The organism is Pseudomonas sp. REB1044, assembly GCF_038813925.1.
In the GTDB taxonomy this organism is placed as follows: domain Bacteria; phylum Pseudomonadota; class Gammaproteobacteria; order Pseudomonadales; family Pseudomonadaceae; genus Aquipseudomonas; species Aquipseudomonas boreofloridensis.
Window position 1 is genome coordinate 2,759,247 of the sequence record NZ_CP046139.1, and the last position, 17,971, is coordinate 2,777,217.

Below are 17,971 nucleotides of genomic sequence, written 5' to 3' on the forward strand. Positions count from 1 at the left end.
TTGTCGAACAAATGGATAAACAGTGCGTTCAGTCCTGCCCCGCCAAGCTTCGGCGCACGGCCTCGATCTCGGGATCCGGCACCGCACCGGGCTGCAGGATCACCTTGCGGCAGCGCTCCTGCATCTCGTCGAACAGCTCATAGCCACGCGCAGCGTCCTCCAGCGCCAGGCGATGGGTGACGATCGCCTCCGGATTTAACCGCCCCGCCTCGATATGCTCCAGCAACTCGGGCAAATAGCGCTGGACATGGGTCTGCCCCATCTTGAAGGTCAGGCCCTTGTCGAAGGCGTCGCCGAACAGGAAACCATGGACGAAACCGGCATACACCCCCGGCACGCTCACCACTCCGCCGCGCCGCACGGCAGCAATACTCTGGCGCAGCGCCTTGCCGCTGCTGCCTTCGATCTTCAAGGCGGTGAGTACCGACTCAGTAGCGCTGCCCTTGGCCTCGAAGCCTACTGCGTCGATCACCGCGTCCACCCCGCGCATGCCAGCGGTCTGGCGGATGATGGTGTCGGCCGGATCGTCATCGTGGGAGAAATCAATGGGAATCACACCGTAAGCCTGGCGGGCGTAATCGAGCCGATAACCGCAGCTGTCGACCATGAAGATGCGTTCCACGCCCAGCATGCGTGCGCACGCCGCCGACAGTAGGCCGACCGGGCCGGCCCCGTAGATGGCCAATGAAGAGCCTTCGCCCACGTCGGCATTGACCACCGCCTGCCAGGCCGTCGGCAGGATGTCGGAGAGAAACAGCACCTTGTCGTCAGCCAGATGCCCCGGCACCTTGAACGGGCCGACGTTGGCCTTCGGCACCCGAACGTAATCGGCCTGCCCACCCGCGATGCCGCCATACAAATGGCTGTAGCCGAACAACGCCGCCCCCGGCGGGATGGCCTTCTTGTTGAGGATGGCGCCGCGACCCGTGTTGGTGGTCTCGCACGCCGCGAACAATTCGTGCTGGCAGAAGAAACAACCACCGCAGGCGATCACGAAGGGAATCACCACCCGGTCCCCGCGCTGCACCGCCGTCACGCCGCTGCCGACTTCCTCGACGATGCCCATGAACTCGTGCCCGAGGATATCGCCTTGCTCGACCATGGGAATCTTGCCGCGATAAAGGTGCAGGTCCGAGCCGCAGATCGCGGTCGCGGTCACGCGTAGAATCAGGTCGTCGGGGTCTTGCAGAATGGGATCGGCCACCGTGTCTACCCGCACATCACCGGCGCCGTGATAGGTCAATGCACGCATGATTCGCTCTCCAGGGCTGAGGATTGCCACTGGCCCAGGCAAAGGGATGACCGGGCCTGTTCAGAGTCTAGCCATCAAGCATCGCGTGCGCCGCCGCGGCTATTCTGCCCGCCCCTACGCCCGGCCTCGGAGGCACGCTCGCGGTCGTTGGCAAAGTTGCCGCCAGAGTTCTGTCCGCCCTTTTGACCAGCTCGCGATGCGCGCTCGGGGTCATTGGCGAAATTGCCCGGATTGGTCTGCCGGGTGCCGCCGCGCTTGCTTGGGCGGTCCTGCTCATGTTCATGTGCCATGTCATGTCTCCTGTCAGGATTCTGTGGCCAGCCGGTCCTACCCTGGTTCCGACAGTCGCCTGACACCGCGCTCCATCGTTTTGATGAATCTCTGACCGGCGGCGCTAAAGGCGCCGGGGCCTGACTTTAGCGCCCCAGTATTGGCCGTTCTGCATGCCACGATGAATATTGCCGCTATACCAGCACTTTCCTGCGCGCCTCAAGTCCAAGTCCCAATCCCGGAGAGGCGAGCCTTAGCCACCGCTTTCGCCCTCGACGCTGCGAAGCCTATACTCCCTCACCCTGTCCGATTCCCCTCTCTGGGTGGTCCTCTCGCCCTGTACAAGGCCGTGCCATGACGTCGTCTCCCAACCAGTCCACCGCCTCACCGATCAATCGCAAACTGATGCCCAGTCACCTCGATTTTCCGGTGGTGGGCATCGGCGCATCGGCCGGCGGCATCGAGGCCATCTGTACCTTCTTCGAACAGATGCCTGCCGACTGCGGCATGGCATTCGTGGTGGTACTGCACCTGTCCCCGGACCATCAGAGCATGGCGGACCATATCATTCAGGGCGTAACGCGAATGCCCGTGCGCCAGGTGACAGCGCCAGTGCCGATCGAGCGCAACCACGTCTACGTGATCTCACCGGCCAGCCGGCTTTCCACCAACGACGGCTATCTGCGCGTCAGCCCGGCCAATCGCCGTCGTGGCGACCATGTGGCCATTGACCTGTTCTTCCGCGACCTGGCCGACGTGCACAAGGACCATGCCTTCTGCGTGGTGCTTTCGGGCACGGGCGCCGATGGTGCAGTGGGCCTGTCGCGGATCAAGGAACAGGGCGGCGTGACCCTGGTGCAAACACCAGACGACGCCCTGCACGACAGCATGCCCCGCGCCGCCATCGCCACCGGCCTGGTGGACTTCGTCATGCCGGCAGCCGATATGGCCCAGAAGTTGATGGAAATCTGGCTCAAGGCCAAGCAAGTGCGCCTGCCGGAAGTGGACGAGCAGAACATGCCGCCGCCGCTGGGCATCCGCGAGGGCGACCCGCAGCAGGCCGAACCGCTGCTCGAGGAAATCCTCCTGCTGCTGCGCGCCAACACCGGCCATGACTTCCAGCACTACAAGCGCGCCACCGTGTTGCGTCGCATCGAACGGCGCCTGCACGTGACCGCGCAGACCGACCTGCCCGGCTACTACCGTTACCTGGAGCAGCATCCGGAGGAGTCCGATGAGTTGCTGGCCGACATGCTCATCGGCGTGACCAACTTCTTCCGCGACCGCGAAGCCTTCGAAGCCCTCGAGCGGCATGTGTTGCCCGAGTTGGTCAGCGACGGCGAAAGCGGCGAAGGCCCCGCCGACATTCGCGTCTGGTCCGCAGGCTGCTCCACCGGCGAAGAAGCCTACAGCCTGGCCATGCTGGTCAGCGAGCAACTGGCCCTGGAGAAGCGCGAGGCCAAGGTCCAGGTGTTCGCCACCGACCTGGACGGGCGCGCCATCACGCAAGCGCGCAGCGGCAACTATTCCGAAGCGATCGTCACCGATGTGCCGCCCGGGCGGCTACGCCAGTTCTTCAGCAAGGAAGACCAGCACTACCGGGTGCGCAAGGAGGTGCGCGAGCAGGTGCTGTTCGCTCGGCACAACCTGTTGTCCGACCCGCCGTTCTCGCAGATCGACCTGGTGGTGTGCCGCAATCTGCTGATCTACCTCGACCGTGAGGTGCAGCGCGACATTCTGCAGATGTTCCACTTCGCCCTGCGCCCCGGCGGTTACCTGTTCCTCGGATCCTCCGAGTCGGCAGACCTGGCCGGCGAGCTGTTCGCCCCGGTGGACAAGCGCAACCGCATCTTCCGCGCCCGCGAAATGCCCAGTGGCCTGCGCCACTCCGGACGCCGGCTGACCGGCGCCGACCTGCCGCCCGCCACCCCGGGCACCCCGGTCAAGACGCGCGCTGCGCGCAAGCCGTCCTACGCCGAAGTCCATCACCGCGCCCTGGCCCGGCGCAGCCCACCCAGCCTGATCGTCGATGGCGAAGGCATGATCCTGCACATGAGCGACGGCGTCGGTCGCTTTCTGCAACTGACCGGCGGCGAGCCGAGCCGCAACCTGATCAATCTGGTGCTGCCCAGCCTGCGTCTGGCCTTGCGCAGCACCCTGTTCCAGGCACGCCAGGGCTCCCAGGCAGTCACTTCGCGCCCGGTCGAATTGGGCGAAGACGACGAGCGAATCCAGGTGGAAATCGTCGTCCACCCGCACAAGGACGACCCCAGCGTCAGCGAGTGCCTGCTGGTGGTCTTCGAGGAACGCGCCCCAGACCCTTCCATTGCCCTGGCCGGCGGCATCCGCCAGACCGACAGCATGGTGCTGACCAACCTGGAGCGTGAACTGCAGCGCACGCGCTTGCAGTTGCAGGAAACCATCGAGCAATCGGAGATTTCCAGCGAGGAACTGACCGCCTCCAATGAAGAGATGCAGGCCATCAACGAGGAGCTACGCTCGGCCAGCGAAGAACTGGAAACCAGCAAGGAAGAGTTGCAGTCGATCAACGAGGAATTGCTGACGGTCAACTACGAACTCAAGAACAAAGTCGAGGAAACCGACAAGGTCAACGACTACCTGAGCAACCTGATCGCCTCCACCGACATCGCCACGGTGTTCGTCGACCGCAACCTGTGCATCCGCTGGTTCACCCCGCGCGCCACCGACATCTTCAACATGCTGCCGGTCGACACCGGCCGCTCGCTGCTCGACATCACCCACCGCCTGAACTACCCGGAGCTGGCCGACGACGCCCGCGCCGTGGCGCAGGGCGGCACCAGCATCGAGCGCGAGATCAGCGGCCAGGACCAGCACTGGTACTTCACCCGGCTGCTGGCCTACCGCTCCAGCGAGCAGAAAATCGACGGCACGGTGTTGACCTTCATCGACATCAGCAAGAGCCGCGCCACCGAAGAACGCCTGCGCCTGGGCGAGGAACGCATGCGCCTGGTGGCCGAAAGCACCCATGACTTTGCCATCATCCTGCTCGACGAGCAGGGCTCGATCAGCGACTGGAACACCGGCGCTACCCTGATTTTCGGCTATACCAAGGAAGAAGTCCTGGGACGACACTACGAGTTGATCTTCACCGAGGAGGATCGCCAGGGCAGCGTGCCCGAGCGCGAACTGCACAGTGCCCGGGTCAATGGGCGCGGCCAGGACGAACGCTGGCACGTGCGCAAGGACGGCAGCCGTTTCTATTGCAGCGGCGAGGTTTCGCTGCTCAAGGGCAGCAGCCTGCGCGGCTACGTCAAGATCGCCCGCGACCTCACCGGCCACAAACGCCTGCACGATGAGCAGAGCAAACAATTGGCCGAGTCGCAAACCTCCAGCCACCTGAAGGACGAGTTCTTCGCGGTGATGTCCCACGAGCTCAAGCATCCGCTGAACCTCATCCAGCTCAACGCCGAAATCCTCCGCCGCCTGCCCGTGATCAAAGGTGCAGGCACCGCGAGCAAGGCGGTCAGCACCATCTGCGAAGCGGTGTCGAGCCAGGCCCGGATCATCGACGATCTGCTCGATGTGGCACGTATCCGTACCGGCAAGCTCAAGTTGCGGACCGAATCGGTCGATCTCACCGCGATCCTGCTGGGTATTCATGCGGTGGTGTCGAGCGAACAGCACAACTGCACGGTACGCCTGAGCGTGCCGGCCGATGGTCAGCCGCTGTACATCGAAGGCGACAGTACGCGGCTGGAGCAGATCATCTGGAACTTGCTGAACAACGCCCTGAAATTCAGCCCCGACGGCGGCGAGATTCATCTGCTGCTCAGCCGCGAAGACGACCAGGCCCTGCTGCAAGTCATCGACCAAGGAGTAGGCCTGCGCGAGGACAGCCTGGAAAAGATTTTCGACCTGTTCAGCCAGGCCGCCCCTGCCGCCACCAGCCACAACCGCGAAGGACTGGGCATCGGCTTGTCGTTGGTCCGCCAACTGGTCGAAGCGCATGACGGCACGGTGCGCGCGCAGTCGCCGGGCCTAGGCCAGGGCTGCGTCTTCAGCGTACGTCTACCGCTCAGCGCAGCACGCCAGGACGAGCGCGCCGACGCCCCGCCGCAACAGACCGAGGGCCGTCTGCATGGCATCTGCGTGCTGTTGGTGGACGACTCGATCGAGGTGCTGGACGTGATGCAGCAATTGCTGGAGATGGAAAGCGCCGTGGTGCACGCCTACAGCGATCCGCGCAAGGCGCTGGAGGCGGCCGGGCAGGACCGCTACGACATCATCCTCTCGGACATCGGCATGCCGGGCATGGATGGCCATGCCTTGATCAAGGCCCTGCGCAGCCTGGAACACCTGCGCAGCACACCGGCCATTGCCTTGACCGGCTACGGCGCCAGTGCCGATCAGCACAAGTCGCGGCAGTCGGGCTTCGACCGCCACCTGAACAAGCCGGTGGGTTACGACGAACTGATCGAGGTGATCGAGTCGTTGAGTGGGTCGGTGCCTTACTGAGGCCTGGCCTCAGGCATGCACGCTCCACTGCACCACGTCACCGGCCAGCGGCAATTCGTCGATGGCGTGGATCATCCCGCTGGCCAGCGCCTCGGCGGGGCCAAGGATACGCGGGTACGCCATCAGGTAGCGGGTGACGTCCAGGTCTTCGCGCGATCCCTGCGTGCGTTCGGCGACGATTTCGGCGTACAGCCTCAGGTCGTAGTCCAGGCTCATGGCGTATTCGGCCATGCGCGAATGGTCCACCGAGCCATGCAGCGTCCAGTGAAACGGGTGGAACAGGAACTTGCTGTAGCGGCAGGCGGTACGCCGGCTGCCTGCCAGGAACAGGATGTTGCCCATCGACTCGACGGTGCCGAGATTGTGGGTGTGCACCGGTATCGGTTGAGCCAGAAGGAAGTTGTACAGCGTAAAACCGTAGCTGCACTCCCCGCCCATGGTCGCGATGTTGATCTGCAGCGCCTCGGCACCTTGCTGGACAGCGCGCGAGCAGGTGTTGATCAAGTTGCCGCAGGTCGAGGAATTGATCGGGCCGGTGAAGTGGATGATATGTCGGGCCATGAACACCTCCAGAGTGGTCCGGGCGCCTCGGGCATCCGGCTCTCGGTGGAATCGTGCGCCGCGGCAAAGTTCCCCGCGACCACCGCTCGGCGACCGTCGCTGACCGGCGCTGCACCGTCCAGCGCGCGCTGATCATCCATTCGGAACCCCCACCCCTTCGTTTCAGTCGCACACTCTGTATCGACCGATTCCAAGGAGACCCCGTGAGCGACATTCGCATCGGCATTTCTGGCTGGCGCTATGCTCCGTGGCGCAAGGACTTCTACCCCTCAGGTCTGCGTCAGGACGACGAGCTGGCATTCGCCTCGCGTGCAGTGAACAGCATCGAGATCAACGGCTCGTTCTACGCGCTGCAAACCCCGGAACGTTACCGGCAATGGCGCGACGAGACGCCCGAAGACTTCGTGTTCTCGGTCAAGGCACCGCGCTACATCACCCACGTGCGCCGGCTCAAGGACATCGACGAAGCCATGGCCAACTTCTTCGCCTCCGGCCTATTACTGCTGGGCGACAAGCTGGGTCCCATTCTCTGGCAGTTCCCGCCTAACCTGAAATTCGACGAGGCGCGCTTCAGCCACTTCCTCGAGCATCTGCCGCGCGACCGCAAAGCCGCGCGCGACTGCGCACGGCACTGCAGCGAACGCTTCGAAGACAACGGCGGCGTGGCCATCAAAGGCAACGCACCGCTGCGTCACGCCATCGAGATCCGCCATGAGAGCTTTCTGTGCGAGGCGTTCATCACGCTGCTGCGCAAGCACAAGGTGGCCCTGGTGGTCGCCGACAGTGCAGGCAAGTGGCCGTGCGTCGAAGACCTTACCGCCGATTTCGTCTATTTGCGCCTGCATGGCGATGTCGAGCTGTACAGCAGCGGTTACACCGCACGGGCGCTGCGCCACTGGCGCCTGCGCATCCAGGCCTGGAGCCGTGGCGAGCAGCCGGCCGATGCGCACTGCGTACTGGACAAGCCACCGCGCAAACGGACGAGTCGCGACGTGTACTGCTACTTCGACAATGACCAGAAAGTGCACGCCCCCTTCGATGCGCGACGCCTGCTGAGCAAGCTGGGACTGGACGGCGAGTTGGTCACCGAGCCCGGCGTGGAAACGGAGGTGCCGCTGTGATCGAGCCGCTGACCCAGCCCAGCCCAGCCGTCGACACCCGCGCCGCCGTGCGTCGCCTGAACGTGCTGACGCTCAACGTGCACAAGGGCTTCGCGCCGTTCAACCGCCGCTTCATCCTGCCAGAGCTGCGTGAAGCGGTGCGCGCTACCGGAGCCGACCTGGTGTTCCTGCAAGAGGTGCATGGCAGCCATCACGCGCATGCCCAGCGGCATCCGGGCTGGCCGCAGACGCCGCAGTACGAATTCCTCGCCGACAGCATGTGGCCGCAGTTCGCTTATGGCCGCAATGCGGTCTATCCGCACGGCGACCACGGCAACGCACTGCTGTCGAAATTCCCGATTCTCGACCATCGCAACCTCGATGTGTCGATCAAGGGCAACGAGGAACGCGGTTTGCTGCACTGCCGCCTCGACGTGCCTGGGCACGACCAGGTTCACGCCATCTGTGTGCACCTGGGCCTGCGCGAAGCGCATCGCCAGCGTCAGGTCGAGTTGCTGCTGGAACTGCTCGACAGCCTGCCGGCCAGTGCGCCTGTAATCGTCGCTGGCGACTTCAACGATTGGCGCCTGAAAGCCGACGACGTGCTCAGCCAGCACCTGGTCGAAGCCTTCGGCGAACGCTTCGGCACTCCGGCGCGCAGCTTCCCGGCCCGCTGGCCGGCGCTGCGCCTGGACCGCATCTACCTGCGCAACGCCATGCCCAGCCAGGCGCAGGTGCTTTCCAAATACCCCTGGTCGCACCTCTCCGACCACGCACCGCTCGCAGCGGAGGTGAACCTTTGAAGCAACCATCCTGGGTCGACGGCAACCATGTCGAGCTGCTGATCAACGGCGAGCAGTACTACCCGCGTGTATTCGAGGCGATGGCGGCCGCGCGCACGGAAATCCTTCTGGAGACCTTCATCATCTACGACGACAAGGTCGGCCAGCAGTTACGCCAGACATTGATCGACGCCGCCCAGCGCGGGGTGCGGGTCGAAGTGGTAGCCGATGGCTATGGCGCTGGCGAGCTGCCCGACGGCTTCGTCACCTCGATGGTCGAAGCCGGCGTGCACTTCCATGCCTTCGACCCGCAGCCGATGCTGGCGGGTATGCGAACCAATCTGTTTAGGCGGCTGCACCGCAAGATCGTGGTCATCGATGGCCAGCGGGCGTTCGTCGGCGGCATCAACTACAGCGCCGATCACTTGGGCGACTTCGGTCCCATGGCCAAGCAGGACTACGCCGTGGAGGTCACCGGGCCGGTGGTGGCCCAGGTTCATACCAGCAGCCGTCGCCTGATGGCCCCGGTCCTGGACCGCGCCGACACCGTCGAGCCGGTGACCGCGCCCACCGGCGCTGCGCAAGCCACGCTGGTGCAGCGTGACAATGTCCGTCACCGCACCGACATCGAGGACCAGTACCTGCAGATGTTCCGCCAGGCCGAGCGGCGCATCGTGGTGGCCAACGCCTACTTCTTCCCCGGCTACCGACTCCTGCGCGAGCTGCGCAATGCCGCCCGACGCGGCGTGCAGGTGACGTTGATCCTGCAAGGCCAACCGGACATGCGCTGGGTGCGAGCCATCTCGCGGCTGCTGTACAACTACCTGCTGCGCGACGATGTGCGCATTCACGAATACTGTCGACGTCCGCTGCACGGCAAGGTCGCGCTGGTGGACGAGCAGTGGTCCACCGTCGGCTCCAGCAACCTCGACCCCTTGAGCCTGTCGCTGAACCTGGAAGCCAACCTGATGATCCGCGACCGCGCATTCAACCAGCAGTTGTACCAGCACCTGAGTGAGCTGGCCGGCGAGCAGTGCAAGCCAGTCACCCTGGAACGCATGATTCGTGGCTACTGGTGGCGAGCGCCGCTGATCTTCCTGGGCTTTCACTTCACTCGCTATTTTCCGCGCATCGCTGGCCTGTTCCCGGCTCATCGGCAGCGCTTGAAGTCGGTCCTGCCTTCGGTTCAGGAACAGGGTGAGCTGCACGAGGGCAACGTCTGATGGCCGAGAAGTCATGGAAGGTCTGGGGCAAGCGGGTGCTGACCCTGTGCTTCATCATCCTCATACCCACCCTGCTCTATACCCTGGCGCGCAATCTGGACTGGGACGAGGTGCGCCAGTCGCTGCTGGCCTACAGCACGGCAACCCTGGCGCTGGGCCTGTTGCTGGCGCTCACCAGCTACCTGGTATTCGCCAGCTACGACCTGCTCGGGCGCGCCTACACCGGACACCGCCTGCCTGCCCGACAAGTGCTGCCGGTGGCCTTCGTGTGCTATGCCTTCAACCTCAATTTCACCACTTGGGTAGGCGGTGTGGCCTTGCGTTATCGGCTGTACGGCCGGCTGGGCCTGGACACCGCCACCATCACCCGGATCCTCACGCTGGGCTTGCTGACCAACTGGATGGGCTACCTGCTGCTGGCCGGCAGCGTGTTCGCCCTGCGCCTGGTGAAGTTGCCGGAGGGCTGGGCGGTCGGCGCCAGCGGTCTGCAACTGATCGGCGTGGCCATGGTGGCCGTCGCCCTCGCCTACCTGTTCGCCTGCGCGTTCGCCAAGCGCCGCACCTGGCATATTCGTGGGCACGAAATCACCTTGCCATCCTGGCGCCTGGCGCTGTGCCAAGTGGCTCTGGGCGCGAGCAACTGGGCGTTGATGGCGGCGCTGATCTATCTGTTGCTGCCGCACGCGCTGTTTTATCCGTCGATCCTGGGTGTGTTGCTGATCAGCTGCATCGCTGGGGTGGTCGCGCACATTCCTGCTGGCCTGGGGGTGTTGGAAACGGTGTTCCTGGCGCTGCTTCACGGGCAATTGAGCCAGGGTACGCTGGTCGCCGCGTTGTTGGGCTATCGCACGCTGTACTACCTGATTCCGCTGTTGCTCGCGTTGATCGCTTACGTGGTGCTGGAAAAACGCGCCAAGGCGTTGCGCCAACAGGATCGGAACCGGCCGCAAGAAGCGGACCCGCGCTGATCGTCCGCCCAGGCTGTGGCATGATCGGCGCTCCCGGATAACGAGCGCCGTGCATGTTGATCGACGAAGAACTGACCCTCAAGAAGCTGGAGACGTTCCTGGCCTTCATGCGCAGCGGCAGCTTGGGCCGTGCGGCGAGTGAGCTGTCGACCAGCGCGGTGAGCGTGCACCGCGCCATTCATTCGCTGGAAAACGCGCTGCGCTGCCCGCTGTTCAAGCACGAGGGTCGCCAGTTGATCCCATTGGAAAGCGCTTATGTGCTGGAGAAAAAGGCCCGCCAGTTGCTGCAGGACGCCGAGCAGATGGTGCGCCAGACCCGCGAGGCAGCCGGTTTCTATGCCGAGCGCTTTCGGCTCGGTGCGTTGTACTCGCTGACGGTCAAGACCGTACCGAAGCTGGTGATGGGGCTGAAGCTGCGACGCAGTGAGCTGAATATCGATCTCACCTTGGGCTCGAACGTGGATTTGCTGCATCGCCTGAAAAATCACGAACTCGATGCAATTCTGGTGGCGCTCGACGAGAGCATCGAGGACCCAGCCTGCGCGCACCTGGCCTTGTTTTCCGACGATATCTTCCTGGCCGTGCCAAGCGATTCGCCGTTCGCCGAGCAGGACGAGGTGGATCTGGCGGACTTGGCCGACTCGACGTTCATCACCCTGACGCAGGGGTTTGCGACTCACCGGGACGGGGCGCGGGTGTTCGGCCAGGCGGGGTTCGAGCCGAAGGTGGCGATGCAGGTGAACGACATCTTCACGCTGCTGAGCATGGTCAGTTCGGGGGTGGGGTATGCGTTGTTGCCAGGGCGGATTGCGGCGGTGTATGAGAATCGGGTGAGGTTGATTGCGCTGCGCGAGCGGTATCAGTTGCAGCAGGATATTGGGGTGGTGTTTTTGAAGGCGCGTGAGCGGGAGCCGAATTTGCTGGCGTTGTTGGCGGAGTGTCGGATGTATCGGCGGGAGGGTTGATGATTTAGGATTTGGGGATTTGGGGATTTGGTTAAGTCTTTGAATTTTTGTTGATTTTTAGTCACCTTTTCGCCTTTACGGCGACCCTCTTTTTTTCTTGGAAAAAAGAGGGGCAAAAACCGCTTGCTCCCGCATACGGCCCCTGCGCTGCGCGCAGGGGTCCCCTCGCGCCGGCGTCGCTCCGGGAGGACCGCGCTTAGGGGCCGTCCTGGCCCCAAGCGCTTGACGAGCATCCATGCCCGTCACCTCCCTGCGCAACGCCTCTGCTCGGCCTCCTGAGGTCGCGGTTGGCGGTGTTCGAGCTACCGCGCACCAAGAGCAAGATCAACGGCAACGGCAACGGCGATTTGATCGCGCAGCGCTCCAGAACATCTGCCCCACCGCCCTGCTTCTAAGCGCGCGCCAGTTCAGACGCCGCCCATCGCGACCTCAGGAGGCCGAGCAGAGGTGGCATGGAGGGGGTTGACGGGCATGGATGCCCGTCAAGCGCTTGGGGCCATGGATGGCCCTAAGCGCGGTACCCCCGGAGTGCCACCGGCGCGAGGGAACCCCGCAGCGCAGCGAAGGGGCCGGATGCGGGAGCAAGCGGTTTTTGCCCCTCTTTTTTCCAAGAAAAAAAGAGGGTCGCCGTAAAGGCGAAACGGTGACTAAGCCTCACCACCGCAAACGGATAAGCCCAAAAAATCGCCCCCCCTCGACTGATTCAGCGCAAACCCACGTCAGGTACTTCCATAGATTCAAACTGGTGAGCAAACGGCAAAGTCCCACCTTGAAACTTAACCCCGCGAAAGTCGCATCGCTTGAATGCCGCCCCAGTAAACGTGCATTCAACAAACTTAGAAGCCCTAAACTCAACCCTGTCGAACACCGCCTCGGTAAAATCACACCCTACGAATGTCACCCGACGCCCGCCATACTCCACCCCAGATCCCCCACCCAAGAATCTGGCGCGAAAAAAGGCGGTGTCCTCACAGACAGCATCATCCATGTTGATCACGAGCCTGCTCTTCGAGAAATCACAACCTTTCATTTCGACATTACACATCAGTGCCCTATCTAAGGATGCGCGCTCAAAGTTGACACCCACAAACACGCTGTCACTCAGACTCCCCGATATTTTCGAGCCAGACAGATCAACCCCACGTAGTTCTGACTCAAAGAGATTGACAGCCTTTAACTGGTTCAATACAGCGCCCGGACCAATAACAATTCCCGAGAGATCAACATGCTCAATAACTGCCCGCCCCGCCACAATCGAATCAACACAGCCAGCCACACTGTCCAGGTACTCACGATTGCGCCACTTGTCTTTTACCTGATTCACACAACAAGCCCATAAACGCTCAATCGAAACATCATAGCGACCTGCTGCTTCAGTTCAAGGGACAAGCTGAAAGCCACAAGCTACAAGCTACAAGCTACAAGCTACAAGCTATCCCCTAGAGCACCATCGCCGCCACCCACCCAAAGCCTAGCAACGGCAAGTTGTAGTGAATGAACGTAGGCACCACCGTGTCCCAGATATGATGATGCTGCCCGTCCACATTCAACCCCGAAGTCGGCCCCAACGTAGAATCGGAAGCCGGCGACCCCGCATCGCCCAAGGCCCCCGCCGTCCCGACAATACACACGGTAGCCAACGGATCGAACCCCAGTTGCACACACAGCGGCACGAAGATCGCCGCCAGAATCGGCACTGTGGAAAACGACGACCCAATTCCCATGGTCACCAGCAACCCCACCAGCAGCATCAACAAGGCGCCAATGCCCTTGCTATGGTCGATCCACTGCGCCGCCGTCTCGACCAGGCTCTTCACCTCACCCGTCGCTTTCATCACCTCGGCAAACCCGGAAGCAGCGATCATGATGAAGCCGATCATCGCCATCATCTTCATGCCTTCGGTGAATAGATCGTCAGTGTCCTTCCAACGCACGATCCCCGACAGCGAGAAGATCAGGAACCCCACCATCGCTCCAATGATCATCGAGTCCAGCCACAGCTGAACGATGAACGCCGCCGCGATGGCTACCCCCGCCACCAGCAAGGTCACCGGGTTGTAGCGCACGCTGACCTGCTCCACCTCTTCGATCCGCGCCAGGTCATAGTCACGCTTGCGCCGGTAGCTGACGAACACCGCCAGCAGCAGACCGACCAACATGCCCGCCGCTGGCAGTGCCATGGCATGGGTGACGTTGATCCCGCTGACATCCACGCCCGCACGGCTGACGTTGGCCAGCAGAATCTGATTGAGGAAGATGTTGCCGAACCCAACCGGCAGAAAAATGTAAGGCGTAATCAGCCCGAAGGTGATCACACAGGCGATCAACCGACGGTCGATGCGCAGGCGCGTCAGCACGTACAGTAGCGGCGGCACCAGCAGCGGGATGAAGGCGATGTGGATCGGCAGCACGTTCTGCGACGCCACCGCCACCACCAACATCAGGCCAATCAGCAGCCACTTCAGCCGACCGCTGTGGTCATGGCCCTGGCGGTCGATCATCGCCAAGGCGCGGTCGGCCAGGGCATGGGCCAGCCCCGACTTGGCGATGGCCACGGCAAAGGCGCCCAGCAGCGCATACGACAGCGCCACCGGCGCGCCGCCGCCCAGGCCGCCATTGAACGCGGCGAGCGTGCCCTCGATGCCCAGGCCGCCGACCAGTCCACCGGCCAGGGCGCCGACGATCAGCGCGATGACCACATGCACGCGGGACAGGCTCAGTATCAGCATGATCCCGACCGCGGCAATCACTGCATTCATGGTGTGCAATACCTCGTTGACGACAGACGAAAAACCAGCGTCCGGCGACAGACTGCGCGAGGCAGTGGCCGGAACAGGGGGTGTGGTTCTGGAGGGCGCACACTCTGAAGCACTCGACCAGGGATGTCAAAACTGCCGACCCAGGGCATTTACGCCAAGCACGCCCACGTCATCGAATATTCACGTAAAGAAACCAGCGTCCACGCCGACATATCCGGCGACCCCCGCTCTGTTCCTATAAGGGATGATTCACCATGCCGCTGCGTCAACTGTCCATCCAATGGAAGATCACCCTGCTCGCCGGGCTGTGCCTGGCCAGCATCGTCACCCTGCTCGTCGGCCTGTCGCTGTACCGCATGCAGCACAGCTCGGCGCTGGTCAAGGCGAGCAGTACGCAGATGCTCACCGAGTCGGCCCAGGCCCATATCGAAGCTCAGGGCGAAGTGCAGGCACAACGCATCCGCCGTCAGTTCATGGACGCCTACCAGTACGGCGCAGGCTTCGCCCGCCAGGTGCTGTTCCTGCGCGAGCAGGCGCAAAAGCGCTTCATCGACGCCTATGACCTGCGCCAGGATCTCACCGCCCAGGTGCGTGCCGCGCTGCAGGCCAACCCCGATCTGCTCGGCCTGTCGCTCACCTTCGAGCCCAACGCGCTCGACGGCAAGGACAGCCTGTTCGGCGGCCAGGCCGAGCTGGGCAGCAACGAGACCGGCCGCTTCGCCCTGTACTGGTCGCAGCCCAAGGCCGGCCAACTGACCTCCATGGCCCTGCCCGAACACGACATGGCCGACACCACCACCGGCCCCAGCGGCGAGCCGGCCAACACCTGGTGGACCTGCCCGCGCAGCACTGGCAAGGTCTGCATCGTCGAGCCCTACTTCTACGAAATCGCCGGGCAGCAAGTGCTGATGACCAGCATCGTCTTCCCGCTATCGGTCGACGGTAAAGTGATCGCCACCCTGTCCATCGACACCAACCTCAACAGTCTGCAGGCGCTGACCGAAAACGCCAGCCGCGAGCTGTACGAGGGCCGCACCCGGGTCGGTATTCTCAGCCCCGCCGGGCTGCTGGCCGGCTACAGTGCCGACGCCAGCGAGTTGGCCAAGCGCTTCGACCAGGTCGACACGCGCCAGGGCGCAGAGCTGGTCAGCAAGCTGGCCGAAGGCAAACTGCAAGTGCTGCAGGGCGAGAAGCGCCTGAAAGTGCTGGCGGCCTTCGCCCCGATTCCCGGCGGCAGGCCGTGGGGCGTGCTGCTCGACGCGCCGCAAAGTGCCCTCACTGGCCCGGCCGACGCCCTCAAGCAAGAGCTCGATGCCCTCAACACCAGCGGCACCCTGCTCGAACTGGCCCTGGGCGTGGGCGCCGCCCTGGCCGGGCTGCTGGCGGTGTGGTTGATGGCGCGTGGCGTGACCCGACCGATTCTCGGCGTCGCCGCGATGCTCGAAGACATCGCCAGCGGCGAAGGCGACCTGACCCGCCGCCTGACCTACGACAAACGTGACGAACTGGGCCTACTGGCCGGCTGGTTCAACCGCTTCCTCGACAAGCTGCAACCGACCATTGCCGAGGTCAAACGCTCGGTGCAGGACGCACGCGGCACCGCCGATCAGTCGGCGGCCATCGCCAGCCAGACCAGCGCCGGCATGGAGCAGCAATACCGCCAGGTCGATCAGGTGGCCACCGCCTCCCAGGAGATGAGCGCCACCGCCCAGGACGTCGCCCGCAGCGCGGCCCAGGCGGCGCAGGCGGCCCGCGAGGCCGATCAGGCCACCCGTGAAGGTCTGGCGGTGATCGACCGCACCACCGACAGCATCGGTGCCCTGGCGACCGACATGAGCAACGCCATGTCTCAGGTCGAGGGCCTGGCACAGAACAGCGAGAAGATCGGCTCGGTGCTGGAGGTGATCCGCTCGATCGCCGAGCAGACCAACCTGCTGGCGCTCAACGCGGCCATCGAAGCCGCCCGCGCCGGCGAGGCCGGGCGCGGCTTCGCGGTGGTCGCTGACGAAGTGCGCAACCTGGCCCGACGGACTCAGGAGTCGGTGGAGGAAACCCGCCAGGTGATCGAGTCGCTGCAAGCGGGCACCCGCGAGGTGGTCGGTGCCATGGACAGCAGCCACCGCCAGGCCCAAGGCGGCGTCGAACAGGTCGGCCATGCAGTCGGCGCCCTGCGCCGTATCGGCGAGGCGGTCACGGTGATCAGCGACATGAACCTGCAGATCGCCTCGGCCGCCGAGGAGCAAAGCGCGGTGGCCGAGGAAATCACCGGCAACGTGGCGACCATCCGTGACGTGACCGAGTCGCTGTCGGGCCAGGCCAACGAATCGGCACGGGTCAGCCAGTCGCTGAACAGCCTGGCCAACCAGCAGCAGGCGTTGATGGATCAGTTCCGCGTGTGAGTGCCCAGGCGCGCCTGAACAGGGCGCGCCGACGTGCGGAAAGGGTTAGTCGCGGCTGCGCGCCACCTGCCACAAGCGCGCGATGGCCTCGGCCCGCGCCTCGAGCAGCACGCCCGCCTCGCTGCAGGCGCGCTCCAGGCTGGTCGGGCCGCTGGCCAGGGCGAATGCCGCGTCGATGCCGTGGGCGTACAGCGCTTCGAACCCTTCGCCCAGGGTGCCGGCGATCACCACCACCGGCACGGCGTGGCGTTTGGCGACTCGCGCCACGCCCAACGGGGTCTTGCCGCGCAGGGTCTGGGCGTCGAAGCGCCCCTCGCCGGTGATCACCAGGTCGGCGCCCTGCACCACTGTCTCCAGCCCCGCCAACTCGGCCACCACCTCGACCCCAGGACGGAACCGCGCGCCCATGAACGCCTTGGCCGCGAAGCCCATGCCGCCGGCCGCGCCGCAGCCGGGGAAATCACGCAGGTCCTCGCCGAGCAACTGCGCGCAATGGTCGGCAAAGTGCCCCAGCGCCTGATCCAGTGCCTGCACCTGCTCGGGTGAGGCGCCCTTCTGCGGGCCGAACACCGCCGACGCGCCATGGGCGCCGCACAGCGGATTGTCGACATCGGCCGCCACCTCGAAGTGCACTTCGCCCAGCCGCGGGTCGAGATCGCTGGCGTCGATTCGCGCCAGAGCGGTCAATGCCAGCCCACCCTCGGCCAGCGCCTGACCGTCGGCGTCCAGCAGGCGCAGGCCGAGCGCGCGCAGCATGCCGCTGCCCGCATCGTTGGTGGCGCTGCCGCCGATCGCCAGGACGATGCGTCGGGCCCCTGCCGCCAGCGCCGCCGCCACCAGTTCGCCGGTGCCCCAGGTGCTGCTGCGACAGGCGTCGCGCTCGGCGCTGGGATGCACTGTATCCCGCTGGCCTGGGCCATCTCGATGACCGCCGTGCGCTCCTGCGCCAGCCAGCCCCAGCTCGCCTCCACCGGCGCCCCCAAGGGGCCGCGCACCATTTGCCGGCGCAATTCGCCCTGGGTGGCCGCGACGATTGCCTCCAAGGTACCCTCGCCGCCGTCGGCCATCGGGCACTCGATGCGCTCGGCCTGAGGCCACACCTTGGCCAGCCCAGCGCTGATGGCCCGGGCGACGCCGGCGGCATCGAGGCTGTCCTTGAACGAATCGGGGGCGATGACGATTTTCATGGGGATTC

At 64.3% G+C, this 17,971-nt stretch carries 12 protein-coding genes and 1 pseudogene; 7 read left to right on the forward strand and 6 right to left on the reverse strand.

Features of this window, described 5'->3' with window-relative positions; translation table 11 throughout:
• Positions 1-28: 28 nt before the first annotated feature.
• Together GKC70_RS12550 and GKC70_RS12555 are read right to left on the reverse strand one after the other, a co-directional pair.
• The gene (locus GKC70_RS12550; protein ID WP_342648827.1) at positions 29-1,252 is read right to left on the reverse strand and encodes a zinc-dependent alcohol dehydrogenase; all 1,224 of its coding nucleotides are present in this window, start codon (positions 1,250-1,252) and stop codon (positions 29-31) included.
• A gap of 74 nt (positions 1,253-1,326) precedes the next feature.
• Entirely contained in the window at positions 1,327-1,542 is a 216-nt protein-coding gene (locus GKC70_RS12555; RefSeq protein WP_304484950.1) for a general stress protein, read from the reverse strand.
• A 334-nt stretch (positions 1,543-1,876) separates the two neighbouring features.
• On the opposite strand from GKC70_RS12555, the gene GKC70_RS12560 reads away from it, so the two are divergent.
• Positions 1,877-6,019 carry a CheR family methyltransferase gene (locus GKC70_RS12560; protein WP_342648828.1) on the forward strand — a complete coding sequence of 1,381 codons (4,143 nt, stop codon included), beginning with the start codon at positions 1,877-1,879 and terminating at the stop codon, positions 6,017-6,019.
• A gap of 9 nt (positions 6,020-6,028) precedes the next feature.
• Here the strand turns inward: GKC70_RS12560 and GKC70_RS12565 are convergent, their stop codons facing one another.
• Complete coding sequence (locus GKC70_RS12565) at positions 6,029-6,580, reverse strand: ATP-dependent Clp protease proteolytic subunit (protein ID WP_039577571.1); 552 nt, start codon at positions 6,578-6,580, stop codon at positions 6,029-6,031.
• Positions 6,581-6,783: 203 nt separating this feature from the next.
• Between GKC70_RS12565 and GKC70_RS12570 the strand changes: the two genes are divergently transcribed.
• From GKC70_RS12570 to GKC70_RS12590, 5 genes are read left to right on the forward strand one after another with little or no spacing between them, the layout of a single operon-like run.
• Positions 6,784-7,701 (forward strand): DUF72 domain-containing protein, encoded by a 918-nt coding sequence (locus tag GKC70_RS12570; RefSeq protein WP_342648829.1) that lies wholly within the window; start codon positions 6,784-6,786, stop codon positions 7,699-7,701.
• Positions 7,698-8,483, forward strand: a complete 786-nt coding sequence (locus GKC70_RS12575) for an endonuclease/exonuclease/phosphatase family protein (protein ID WP_295487223.1) — start codon at positions 7,698-7,700, stop codon at positions 8,481-8,483. Before GKC70_RS12570 ends, GKC70_RS12575 begins: the two co-directional genes overlap by 4 nt.
• Positions 8,480-9,685 (forward strand): cardiolipin synthase ClsB, encoded by a 1,206-nt coding sequence (clsB, locus tag GKC70_RS12580; RefSeq protein ID WP_342648830.1) that lies wholly within the window; start codon positions 8,480-8,482, stop codon positions 9,683-9,685. The genes GKC70_RS12575 and clsB overlap by 4 nt, the downstream gene beginning before the upstream one ends.
• Positions 9,685-10,653 carry a lysylphosphatidylglycerol synthase domain-containing protein gene (locus GKC70_RS12585; RefSeq protein ID WP_342648831.1) on the forward strand — a complete coding sequence of 323 codons (969 nt, stop codon included), beginning with the start codon at positions 9,685-9,687 and terminating at the stop codon, positions 10,651-10,653. Before clsB ends, GKC70_RS12585 begins: the two co-directional genes overlap by 1 nt.
• Positions 10,654-10,706: 53 nt before the next feature.
• On the forward strand, positions 10,707-11,618 hold the full coding sequence (locus tag GKC70_RS12590; RefSeq protein WP_342648832.1) for a LysR family transcriptional regulator: 912 nt from the start codon (positions 10,707-10,709) through the stop codon (positions 11,616-11,618).
• Between the two features lie 703 nt (positions 11,619-12,321).
• Here the strand turns inward: GKC70_RS12590 and GKC70_RS12595 are convergent.
• A complete protein-coding gene (locus GKC70_RS12595) occupies positions 12,322-12,942 on the reverse strand; it encodes a pentapeptide repeat-containing protein (RefSeq protein WP_342648833.1) in 621 nt (206 codons plus the stop codon).
• 115 nt (positions 12,943-13,057) lie between these two features.
• Positions 13,058-14,377: a Na+/H+ antiporter NhaC family protein gene (locus GKC70_RS12600; protein ID WP_317870655.1), complete on the reverse strand. Its 1,320-nt coding sequence runs from the start codon at positions 14,375-14,377 to the stop codon at positions 13,058-13,060.
• Positions 14,378-14,631: 254 nt separating this feature from the next.
• Between GKC70_RS12600 and GKC70_RS12605 the strand changes: the two genes are divergently transcribed.
• Positions 14,632-16,776 (forward strand): methyl-accepting chemotaxis protein, encoded by a 2,145-nt coding sequence (locus GKC70_RS12605; RefSeq protein ID WP_342648834.1) that lies wholly within the window; start codon positions 14,632-14,634, stop codon positions 16,774-16,776.
• Positions 16,777-16,821: 45 nt separating this feature from the next.
• Here GKC70_RS12605 and GKC70_RS12610 read toward each other — a convergent pair.
• A pseudogene (locus GKC70_RS12610) lies at positions 16,822-17,963 on the reverse strand (glycerate kinase).
• Positions 17,964-17,971: the final 8 nt, after the last annotated feature.